Below are 7,944 nucleotides of genomic sequence, written 5' to 3' on the forward strand. Positions count from 1 at the left end.
TGATCATCTCCTGACGATGCGTACGAGCCGTGCCCGGACGGATTCGCGCGTGAAACCGCGGTTGATCGAGTCACCGGCCGGCGAAATCGTTGAACTCCACGAGATGCCCGTCGGGGTCGCGGACGAAGGCGACGGTCTCGTCACCGATCCGCCACGGTTCCCTCACCACCTCGTAGCCGAGAGCGCGGACACGTTCCAGCAGGCCGCAGACGTCGTCGACGGCGAACGCCAAGTGTTCGGTCGCGCTCGGGCGGGGCTCGAGTCCGTGCTCGAACCACAGCTCGACTCCGGGTGGTGCTCCGTCGGGCCCCAACTGCAGGATGACCCCCTTTTCGGTTTCATACCGGACGATCCGCTGCAATCCCAATGCCTCCGAGTAGAACCGTTCGGCCCGGTCGATGTCTTCGACATCGACCCGAAGGTGGTCGAGACGCACTCCTGCCACGGGATTCCCCCTTGGATGGCTTCGTTGCGACCAGGCCCTGTCCGGTGGATCTTCGTGGGCGCGCGACGCCCGGCACGCACGCTCGCCGCGTTGCCGAATCGCGCGAGTACGGCCAAATACGAGCTACGATCCGGCGCCTTGCGATCGCACGCACCGGACGTCGCTCACTGCTCCACGAAGATCCACCGGACAGGCCCTAGGGGCAATCTTGATGAGTCGTGATATGCGCGTCCAGGGCGGGGCACCGTCACCATGCTGCACTGCCTCAACATGACGACCGCCGGACGCGGCCCGGACGACGGTCGGGAGACACGACCCACGGCACCCCCGTCCGCACATCGTCCGGAGCCAACCGTTTCACCGCATCCGTCGCGGCGGAGGAGCCGATGGCCGGTCGCGGCGCGGGCCGCCGTGCCGGCGCGGGGTCGCACGCCGCATCACCACCCACCCGGCTCCCCGCGGCATCACGTCACCCACCGCCCACACCGACGCCTTGAGCAATGTCCAGAACCTCGTCCCACGTGCGTCGAGATTCAGACGGAAGGGAGATGCCAGGATTGGCAACCAGTCCCGCGGGTAACGATTAGCGCCAGTAGACAGAAACCGGGCGCCGCATTGTCTTTCCAAGCGGAAGTAGGTGGTGTTGTGCTGGAGGCGGGACGAGGACAGAGCGATCCACACGCCACTTCCATTCTGGACGACATGAGCTGGGCCGTCTATCGGTGTATTCTCAACCGGGGGCGCACCGAAGTCGATGCCGTTCCCGAGCAGCTGGGACTGAGCGTTCCATCCTTCAACGAATGTCTGGAACGGCTTCTGCGCTTACGGCTTCTGCACAGGGATGCCAAGGGAAGGCTGGTCGCAGGCAGGCCGGATGCCGTAGCGGCGAACATTGTGGGCCCGCTGGAGAAGCAGATCATGGAGTTCCGTGATGAGGCGGAGCGACTGAACGACGATTTGCACAGGCTGATGTCCATGTACCGGCGGCACCGCGAGCAGCACATGCGGCACGGGAGCGACACCATCGGCATGATCCCGGAAGGCGTCGGGATCAATCTGCTGGTCAGCGAGATCGCCGAGGGCAACGTACGAAAGGTGCTGCTGCTGCACGCCGGGACGGACGGATTCGGCGGTCTGCTCAACCAAGTGCTGGCGGAAACCGCGTCACTGTCCGAACGCGGTGTCCGAGTGCGGGCGGTGTGCGCGGCCGAGGTGCTGGACGACGACTCGGCGGCGTGGCGCTGCGCGTCGACCGCTGCCCGTGCCGGAGCACTGGTGCGCGTCGTCCCCCAGGTGGCGGGCTCCCTGGTGATCCTCGACGGGCATGCCGCGTTCATCCCTGCCGCGGGTGGCCAGGCGGGCAGCGCGGTCGTGGTCCGGCAGACCACGGTGCTGGACATGCTCCGGGACGCCTTCGAACAGCACTGGCCGGAGGCGTCGTCGCTGGAGAAGGAGGCCGAGCTCGACGCCGAGGCGCTGACCAATGACGAGGTCAAGCGCCGCATACTCCGCCTGCTCGTCCAGGGTGCTCGCGACGGCGTCATCGCCCGTCGGGTCGGGATATCGGTACGGACGTGCCGCAGGCACATCGCCGAGTTGGTCGAACAGGTCGGCGCGGAAAGCCGCCTGCAGGCAGGCTTTCTTATGGCTGGCCGTGATTGAGTGACATCACACAGCTCATGACCACCGTCATCCGGTGATTCCTCGCGCCCGCCCCGGCGACCGGCGGCGAGACGGACGGAACGTTCTCCTGTTCGGGCGGACTTGACCGATACCCCGCCGCGGACGGGCGCAGGACCGGCCGCCCGGGGGACGCGCCTCGGCCATGCGGGGGGCGCCGTGCGCCGGTCGGGACGTCCACCAGCCCCGTAATTGTCATGACCATGGCACCACTTGAGGGTGGGAGCCGGCGCGTGCCCGACCCCACGGGGCGCGCACGGCATCTGCGAACGGAAGCCTGTCCAGACGATCTGCCCCACCCCGACGGATCGGCGTCACCGCACTCGCGGGCGCGGCCCTCGCGGCGCTGCTCGCCCCCGCCCGGCCCGCCACCGCCACCGACGGCGCCTCCGACGGCGCCGCGGCCGCCGAGCGCCCGGCAGTCGAGGCGTACAGCGGTGCGCGGGACGCCGTGCGGCGTTCGGCCGGTTCGGGTGTTCTTCGGTCGGCCGAACGGCGCGGGGCGCGTACGATCGTGAGCCGGCTCAGGAGGTGGGTGGGTGGCCAGGCCCAGGATCAAGGACGTGGCGCAGCGCGCGGGTGTCTCGGAGAAGACCGTCTCCAACGTGATCAACGACTACGAGCACGTCTCCGAGCGGACCCGGATTGCGGTACGCAAAGCGATAGAGGAGCTGGGCTACCGCGTCAATCTCGCCGGCCGCCACCTGCGGCGCGGGCGGACCGGCATCATCGCGCTGGTCCTGCCCGAGCTGGACTTTCCCTACTTCGCCGACCTGGCCAACGGGATCATCAGCGAGGCCGAACGCAACGGGCTGACCGTTCTGCTGCACCAGACCAGGGCCGACCGGCAGCACGAGCTGTCCGCGCTGCGCGGCTTCGACTCCGACTTCGCCGACGGCGTGATCCTCAGCCCGCTCGCCCTCACCACCGACGACCTGCGCGACCGCGGACGCACGCTGCCGGCCGTACTGCTCGGCGAGGCCATCGAGCCGGGTTGTGCCGACCACGTCGCGATCGACAATGTCCGCGCCGCCCAGGACGCCACCGAGCACCTCATCGCGCTCGGGCGCCGCCGCATCGTCGTCATCGGCGGCCGGGACCGCCCGCCGCCGGGCACCGCGGAGGCCAGAACACTCGGCTACCGCAGGGCCCTCGACGCGGCGGGGCTGCCCTACGACCCGGCGGCCGTGATGCCGGTGCGGCAGTTCCGCATGCCGCACGGCGCCGCCGCCGTCGTCCGGGCCCTCGACGCCGGACCGCGCCCGGACGCGCTGCTGTGCCTGAACGACCAGATGGCGCTTGGCGCGATCAGGGCCCTGCACGAACGCGGCCTGCGGGTGCCGGAGGACATCGCGGTCGTCGGCTTCGACGACGTGGAGGGCGGCCGGTTCAGCGTGCCCACGCTGACCACCGTCGCACCCGACAAGAAGGCGGTGGCACGGGTCGCCGTGGAGCTGCTGCTCCGGCGCATCGCCGAGGCCGCCGACCGCACGCGGGACGCCCCCGTGCCGCCCCCGGACGAACGGGTCGTCCCGTACACGCTGGCCGTCCGCGAGAGCACGGCGGGGCGGGGCGGGGCCTGATCGTTGCACCGGCGAACGGTGCGGCCGGTCAGCCGTCCCGGCCCGCCGTCCGGCCGGCGAGCAGGCGCACCAGGCCGAACGCCGCGTGCGTCCATGCCGCTCTCAGCCGCGTCGTGCGCCTGGGGCGCGGCGGTGCGGCGGGCTTCCATCGGGGCGCGGCGTACTGCCGCTCCGGGCTGATCGTCAAGTCGTCCCCCTCCGGCGGATACGGACGGTTTCGTGGGGGTGGAAGGCGATGATGTCCCCACCGGCCGCCGGGAGCGCCCCCCGTGCGTGATTCGTGACCTCGCCGTGACCTGCCGGCGCCGTCGCCGGGCCGTCGCCCACGCCATCGGGGGCAACGGTCACGCGGACTCAGGTGAGTTGAGCGCTCTGGAGAGTGGTGTACGCGCCGCCGCGGCGCAGCAGCTCCTCGTGCGAGCCGATCTCCTGGATCTGCCCGTCCTGCATGACGACGATGCGGTCGGCGTTGCGGATGGTGGACAGCCGGTGGGCGACGACGAAGGTGGTGCGGCCGTCGACGAGCCGGTTGAGCGCCTGCTGCACCATCGCCTCGGAGCGGGTGTCGAGCGCGGAGGTGGCCTCGTCGAGGATGAGGACGCGGGGGTTGCGTATCAGGGCCCGCGCGATGGCGAGCCGCTGCCGCTGCCCGCCGGACAGGCGCGCGCCGTTGTCCCCGACGACCGTGTCGAGTCCGTGCGGGAGTCGTTCGACGAACTCCAGCGCGTTGGCGTCGCGCAGCGCCTGCCGCACGGTCTCCTCGTCCGCGGCTTCCATGCCGTAGGCGACGTTCTCCCGGACGGTGCCCTCGAAGAGGATCGACTCCTGCGGCACGACCGACACGAAGTGCCGGTAAGTGCGCAGGTCCAGGGTGGTCATGTCGGTGCCGTCGAGCAGCAGGCGGCCGGTGGTGGGGCGGATGAAGCCGATCACGAGGTTGAGCACGGTCGACTTGCCCGCGCCGGACGCGCCGACCAGGGCGACCGTCTCGCCGGGCCGCACGGAGAGGGTGAAGTCCCGTACCGCTGGGGCTTTCGCCCCCTCGTAGGCGTGGCCGACCTCGTGGAACTCCACGGCGCCCGCCACCTCCGCGACCTCGGCCTTGCCCGCGTTGTGCTCCAGCTCCGGCGCCTGGAGCACCTCGCCGATGGACCGCACGGATTCGAGGCCCTTGGTGATGACGGGGGTGAGGCCCATCAGCGTGGTGGTGGAGTTGGTCAGCGTCGTCAGGAACGCGCTGAGCATTACGACGTCGCCCGCCGTGATCGGCCACACCTCGTAGTAGGCGATCAGCGCGGCCACGGTGAGGAAGCCGATGCCGAGCGCGTTCAGGAAGACCCAGGCCAGGGACGCGAAGCGGCCGTTGAGGAGGTCGAGACGCTGCCCGGAATGCAGCACGCGGCGCAGCGTGCCGTCCATCTTGCGCAGGGCGTCGCGCTCGAGGCCGTGGGCGCGGGTGATGGAGATCAGCCGCGTCATCTCGCTCACCCGCGAGGAGAGGTGCTCCACCTCCTGTCTGAAGTGCTCGTTGTGCGCCCGGAGCCGGCTGCGCAGCCGGAACACCAGCAGTGCGGCGACCGGCACCACGAGCAGGAAGACGGGCAGGAACTGCGGCGTCCGCACCCCGATGATGATCAGGCCGCCGACGAGCACCGTGAGCGCGCCGAGCCCCGTTTCCGAGGTCTGCTGCACCATTTGCTCGACGGTCTCCACATCGCGCACCACTTTGGTCTGCAGCACGCCGGCGCTGACCCGCGAGTGGTAACCGATGGACAGCTGCTGCATGCGCGTGCACAGCGCCGAGCGCAGCGCGGTGCCGGTGCGGCGGACGCTGCCGTACATCAGGCGCACCCACAGCAGGTGCAGCGGGGTGTTGGCGGCCAGGATGATCATGATGAGCCCCGCACTGCTCCACAGCCGCGTGAGCGGCAGGTGCAGCACCACCGTGTCGACGATGGCGGCGGTGACCAGCGGCAGCAGCCAGACGGGGCTGTGCTTCACCGTGAAGACACCGAACGCGGCGGCGAGCCGCCAGCGGTCCGCGCGGAAGAGGTAGGCGAGGGTTCGGACGGGATGTTCGCCCCGGTAGCGGTGGTCCAGCGGACCTTCCGACGACGCCACGGCAGAAACCTTTCTCATGACACACAGTACGGATTGGGCGTGTCCGGCAAGTCCGACGACTGCCGGCCCCTGCTGCTTCTCCCCCACCGGACCACCACTCAAAGGCGCCACGGCAACCTGCCGACGTGTCAGATCTCTTAGCCCCGCTTCAGGGGACATGGACGCCCTCGGTGCCCCGGGCGCCGGCATCGCCACCGGTCTTGAGAACCTGGCCCCGGTGGTGCCCAGCGAAATCGTCCTGCTGCTCGGCGGCCTCACCTCGCGTTACGACGGGCCGAACTACTTCGCCCTCGTCTTCTGGACCGCGCTGGGCTCGGTACTCGGCGCGGTCGCGCACTGCTGCTTCGGCCGCCTGCTCGGCCGCCGGCGGTCGCGGGCGATCTTCGGGCGCATCCCGCTGGTGGAGGAGCGGGACCTGGACCGCGCGGAGGAGTGGTTCGCGCGCTACGGGACGAAGGCGACCTCTTCGGCCGGCTGGTGCCCATCGTCAGAACGTTCGTCTGGCTGCCGGCCGGAATCGAGCGCATGTCGATGCCGCTGTTCGTCGGTTACACCGCGCTCGGCAGCCTGGCGTGGAACGCGACCCTGCTGTTCACCGGGTACCAGGCGGGTGACAACTGGCAGACGGACGAGCAGTACGCCATCGTGTTCACCGCCCGGGCCTGGTGCTCGCGCTCGTGCTGATCGGCCGCTTCGTGGCCATCCGGGTCCGGGCCCGCCGCCGCGCCACGACGGCCGGTTCCGGTACCCCTGCCGAGGCCGAGGCCCCCGCCGCGGCGGCGGGGGAGCCGACCGGGCCGGCGGGGTCCGCGCAATCCGCTCCGCAGGCGGAGGAAGGTGCGCCGACCGCCTGAGCGCGGTCCGGGGAACGGGCGCAAAGCAACGTCGGTTTCGCGCCAGATCCGCCGCTCGCCGTGCCGCCCCGGCAACGTGCCCGGAGCGGCGCGGACCCCGGGGGCTCGGTGTCGCACGGCCGTGGGCGGCCGGAGGAGTTGGCCGGATACCGGGCAACGCAACCACGACTTGTTTGCCCGCGCACACAAGGCCGGAATGGCCTTCTAGTGTCCTTTCGTGCAGGACTTCGGACACGTGAAGGAGCACAGTGCCCATGCACCACAGTGACCCGAGCGCGCAGCGGGCGCGCAGGAGACGCAGGAGATCCGCCGCCGCGACCGCCGTCGCCCTGGCCGTGGCGGGCGGCCTGCTGCTCGCCCCGGGGGCGGGCGCCGAGGAGGCCCGGGCCACGCCGGGCGGGGTGGCGCGCGAGATCACGCTGCTCACCGGCGACCGGGTGCGGCTCGACGCCGCGGGCGGCGTGACCGGCGTCCGGCCGGGCCCCGGCCGCGAGGACATACCGGTCTCGGTGGCCGAGGGACCCGAGGGCACGTTCGTGATCCCCGCGGATGCCCGCCGGCTCATCGGCGAAGGGCTCGTCGACCAGCGGCTGTTCGACGTCGCGGAGCTGAGCAGGCCCGAGTACGGCCGGCTGGCGGACGGGGGCCTGCCGGTCATCGTCCGGTACGCGGGCGACCGGCCGGCCCGGCTGTTCGCGGACGGCGGGCCCGAGGTGCGCGCCGAGCTGGACAGCATCGACGCCGAGGCGTGGACGGTCGCGCCGGACGAGACAGCCACCGCCTGGGAGGCGCTCACCGGCCCGCGGACGCTGTCCTCCGGCGTGGCCCACATCGCGCTTGACGGGGTCAGGACGGCGAGCCTGGACCGCAGCGTGCCCCAGATCGGCGTGCCCGCGGCCTGGGAGACCGGCCTCGACGGCACGGGGGTGACGGTCGCGGTCCTGGACACCGGGATCGACGTCACGCACCCGGACCTGGACGGCGGCAAGGTCGCCGCCGCGGCCAACTTCTCCGACTCCCCCGGCACCGAGGACCGTTACGGCCACGGCACGCACGTGGCGTCCATCACGGCCGGCACCACGGGCGACTACACGGGCGTGGCCCCCGGGGCCACGCTGCTCAACGGGAAGGTGCTCGACGACTTCGGCAGCGGCGCCGACTCGGGCATCATCGCCGGGATGGAGTGGGCGGTCGAGCAGGGCGCCGACATCGTCAACATGAGCCTGGGCAGCGAGGACACACCGGGAGTCGACCTCCTGGA

The 7,944-nt window shown here is 71.1% G+C and carries 7 protein-coding genes; 4 read left to right on the forward strand and 3 right to left on the reverse strand.

The genetic code is table 11. The features are described from left to right. Positions 1 to 70: 70 nt before the first annotated feature. Complete coding sequence (locus tag STBA_RS05965; protein WP_077058242.1) at positions 71 to 436, reverse strand: VOC family protein; 366 nt, start codon at positions 434 to 436, stop codon at positions 71 to 73. 711 nt (positions 437 to 1,147) lie between these two features. On the opposite strand from STBA_RS05965, the gene STBA_RS38675 reads away from it, so the two are divergent. Then, a complete protein-coding gene (locus tag STBA_RS38675; RefSeq protein ID WP_253194558.1) occupies positions 1,148 to 2,107 on the forward strand; it encodes a winged helix-turn-helix transcriptional regulator in 960 nt (319 codons plus the stop codon). A 557-nt stretch (positions 2,108 to 2,664) separates the two neighbouring features. Then, positions 2,665 to 3,708: a LacI family DNA-binding transcriptional regulator gene (locus STBA_RS05980; protein ID WP_077058244.1), complete on the forward strand. Its 1,044-nt coding sequence runs from the start codon at positions 2,665 to 2,667 to the stop codon at positions 3,706 to 3,708. 28 nt (positions 3,709 to 3,736) lie between these two features. Here STBA_RS05980 and STBA_RS37630 read toward each other — a convergent pair whose 3' ends face one another. Both STBA_RS37630 and STBA_RS05985 read right to left on the reverse strand, forming a co-directional pair. Further along, positions 3,737 to 3,895, reverse strand: a complete 159-nt coding sequence (locus tag STBA_RS37630) for a hypothetical protein (protein WP_171987655.1) — start codon at positions 3,893 to 3,895, stop codon at positions 3,737 to 3,739. A gap of 167 nt (positions 3,896 to 4,062) precedes the next feature. Further along, positions 4,063 to 5,829 carry an ABC transporter ATP-binding protein gene (locus STBA_RS05985; RefSeq protein ID WP_077058245.1) on the reverse strand — a complete coding sequence of 589 codons (1,767 nt, stop codon included), beginning with the start codon at positions 5,827 to 5,829 and terminating at the stop codon, positions 4,063 to 4,065. A gap of 432 nt (positions 5,830 to 6,261) precedes the next feature. Between STBA_RS05985 and STBA_RS38680 the strand changes: the two genes are divergently transcribed. Continuing rightward, positions 6,262 to 6,513, forward strand: coding sequence for a hypothetical protein (locus tag STBA_RS38680; RefSeq protein WP_077058246.1), 252 nt, complete (start codon positions 6,262 to 6,264; stop codon positions 6,511 to 6,513). 424 nt (positions 6,514 to 6,937) lie between these two features. Next, a partial coding sequence (locus STBA_RS35530; protein ID WP_171987656.1) for a S8 family serine peptidase occupies positions 6,938 to 7,944 on the forward strand: 1,007 nt, incomplete at its 3' end.

It is taken from the genome of Streptomyces sp. MP131-18 (assembly GCF_001984575.1).
Classification (GTDB): Bacteria; Actinomycetota; Actinomycetes; order Streptomycetales; family Streptomycetaceae; genus Streptomyces; species Streptomyces johnsoniae.